Annotated in this window: 5 protein-coding genes; 4 read left to right on the forward strand and 1 reads right to left on the reverse strand. The window is 40.8% G+C overall.

Going from position 1 to position 2,873, the window contains the following annotated elements; all coding sequences use genetic code 11:
- The 4 genes from CHH75_RS24350 to CHH75_RS24370 form a co-directional block, all read left to right on the forward strand.
- A partial coding sequence (locus CHH75_RS24350) for a restriction endonuclease fold toxin (protein WP_303621130.1) occupies nt 1-580 on the forward strand: 580 nt, incomplete at its 5' end.
- A gap of 9 nt (nt 581-589) precedes the next feature.
- Nucleotides 590-991, forward strand: coding sequence for an Imm7 family immunity protein (locus CHH75_RS24355; RefSeq protein ID WP_095399387.1), 402 nt, complete (start codon nt 590-592; stop codon nt 989-991).
- 362 nt (nt 992-1,353) lie between these two features.
- On the forward strand, nt 1,354-1,701 hold the full coding sequence (locus CHH75_RS24365; RefSeq protein ID WP_095399388.1) for a hypothetical protein: 348 nt from the start codon (nt 1,354-1,356) through the stop codon (nt 1,699-1,701).
- A 118-nt stretch (nt 1,702-1,819) separates the two neighbouring features.
- On the forward strand, nt 1,820-2,275 hold the full coding sequence (locus CHH75_RS24370) for a hypothetical protein (RefSeq protein WP_095399389.1): 456 nt from the start codon (nt 1,820-1,822) through the stop codon (nt 2,273-2,275).
- 46 nt (nt 2,276-2,321) lie between these two features.
- On the opposite strand, the gene CHH75_RS24375 is transcribed toward CHH75_RS24370, so the two are convergent.
- The gene (locus CHH75_RS24375; RefSeq protein WP_176475663.1) at nt 2,322-2,717 is read right to left on the reverse strand and encodes an IS3 family transposase; all 396 of its coding nucleotides are present in this window, start codon (nt 2,715-2,717) and stop codon (nt 2,322-2,324) included.
- Nucleotides 2,718-2,873: the final 156 nt, after the last annotated feature.

The following is a 2,873-nucleotide window of genomic DNA, read 5'->3' on the forward strand; positions in this document are numbered from 1 at the left end:
AACACAGTCGGCAATGATCATTGGAGGCGCACTCCTCAACCGTGCTGGACTTAGAGGGGGAGGCCCACGGAATAATAAGCATGATGATCTTGGCGGCGGAAATAGTGGTGGTAGTAGAAGCGGTAGCGGTAATGGTGGCAGCGATCGTGGCGGTGGCGGCAACAGTGGTGGTAATAGTAGCAGTCATGGTGACGGTAAGAAGTCGGGGGATGTGGGGATGGGTGATGTAGGTCGCTATTCAGGAAATCTGGAGGTTGTAAATAAACCTGATGCGGCAGCAGATGCATTAGCTGGTAGAATCGGCGGACAGTCCCGTGTGAAGTTCTCCAATGACCCCGCTCACAGAGAGTTTGACGCTATTAGTGACCAGTATGTTGCTCAATCAAAACCAGCACTTCAAACAGTAAACAAAAGTATCCGTGATCAAATGAAGGCTACTTTTGAGGCTGCACAGGAAACGGGAAGAAAGGTTTACTATCATTTTGAGGGGCAACCTGCTCAATCCGTAATTGATAAGTTGAATGAGTATAGCAGTAGATATGGAATTGAAGTTATAATTGATACAAAACCTTTGAAATAGGTGATAACAATGTATGAATTTCACGGTTGGGCTACTATCCATGAGACAACAGCAGAAGCTGATGCAGGTAGTTTAGAATTGATTATAAAGAACATACAGAGCTTTATTTCAGAGTTAAATTGGAGTAGTGGACTTCTAAAATTGTATCCTGCTAACGGCAACTATTATCTTTCCGTAGGCGGATTCTTGAATCGTAAAACTTCTGAAGCAGAGGAAGTCATTAAGCTTTATCAATTCATCGCGGACCAAGCACCGGGTTCCTACGGCTTGCTTTATACAAGGGACGATGAAGATATCGAAGGCTACGATAATCAGTTTAAAGTCTTTGTTTTAGCCCGTGGTAATATACAACTAAAAGAAGATATGTTCTTATCTCCCTTTGTTCCTGTAGTGGAAGATGATAACGAGTAATTTTTATCATGATCCTTGATTGGCTCCACGCCTTTCAAGGTTTTTTCGTTGGTAGAAGGATGACAACGAATGAATCCATCTCTCAACCAATAACACTTAAAGCAGCTAACGTAGCACCCCGTGTAAATGGGTACTGCTTGCCATCTAACATAATAGTGGTGCCTGTAATGGCAGCGGTAGCGGTGGCGGTGATGATAGCGGCGATCGTGGTGGTAAGAAGTCGGGGGATGAGGGTTCGGGTAAAGCCATGAGCAACATGATCAACAACATAAGAACAAAGACACCATTATTATATTGATATTGATGGAAATCCAGTGTGGTTCCAAAGCTTCTCCTATTGTAATAAAGGACGGTGAGTAAGTATGAAAATAGCTACTTTTATTGAAGAATACGATCTGCATGACAGCCTGTTAGAAAATATTAGTATTAACGGCGAGAAACTAGTTCTCGATATCGATCTCTGTAATTGGAGACAAAAAAATTACAGTCCTGAGGAAGATGAAATGAAAGTAATTAAGGTTACTTTTGAAAATGTACATAGTTATCATTTAGATGCAACAAATGATACGGTAGATTCCGATTCAATCTTGGAGATCCGTTGTAGGGATGTGGATATTTCTACAACGTCGAAAGACATGAAAATCGTCTTTGAAGGTGAAGGAGATATAAAAATAATGACATTTAGAAGTGATAGTGTAACCTTAGAGTAATTAGTATAATCTTGATCGAGTGCTCGTCACTCAGTCATCTTGGCCAACAACTAACTCAGATCACAAAGCGTTATATATATGAACCTATTTATGAAAGAGATGTAAAGGAGATTGTGAAGTGCTGAAAAGATTTAATTTAGCCGTAGTTCCAATTGCGTTTGCTCTTTCACTGAGTAGTTTTATTGCAGCGTTTACTGATGAAGCACCAATCCCTTCTCAGTCACCTGTTGTTGAAACAGAGAATCCCGGAGAAGGCGAAGGGCCTATCATTACCCCGTTCGACGTTCAACTAATTTCGCCGTTCCGTTATACTGGCCTTCCTGCATATGAAAACACCTTTACTGTCAACCCTTCTAATGGGGAGAATGTAAATGTGTGGATAAAGAACTATAGCAGCGCCAAAATCTATATGAAGATCTACAAAAATGGAGTAGAAGTCTTTGAAATTCCCTTTGATGTTGGGGAACAAAAAACTTCTTATATCTACACGTCAGTAGCAAATACTTATAAAATCTATGTGTTCAGTAAAACGGGTCACTCTTTAGATTTTAATGTTAGTGCGAGACAATATTAATTGAATTAAGGTAAAAGCCAGCACCCGTGAATGTGCTGGTTCTTTGTTAAGCTGCTGACTTTTCTTGCAACCAACCCATCATCTGATTTGTCGACAGTAAATCAGACAATATTAAGGGCTTATTGTCGATACTGAACAGGCTCATATAGCCTAAAGTTCCATGGATGCGATCCTTGTTGAACCAGTTGACGTAATCATATAATATCCAATTCCAGGTGACCGTCTTGTGGAAGGTCATCTGGTTCACAGACTCTGTTTTCATGATCTTGTATGTGGCCTCGGCCACAGCGTTGTCAAACAGATAGCCAGCGCTGGCAAGCAGGACGGGAATCATGAGCGAAATACCTATCCATTTTGTGAAGGTTCTGGTTTCATAGCTAATATCGTTGGTGGAAGAAGTTTTTTCTTTTGTAATGGACAGTACCGCTCCCCTGTTTCGCATATATCCCCTCCCCATTAAGACTATGAGATCATAAACATCTGCAGGGATCATCGAACTTTATAGGACTGATCGAAGGTCTCTTGAACCTTTTCCATATAATTGAATTAGAGTAATATCATTAATCTAAGTATGATCGTGACAAATGCATTGTTGTTG

Origin of the sequence: Paenibacillus sp. 7541 (assembly GCF_002276395.1) — a bacterium.
Taxonomy (GTDB): Bacteria; Bacillota; Bacilli; order Paenibacillales; family Paenibacillaceae; genus Paenibacillus_AQ; species Paenibacillus_AQ campinasensis.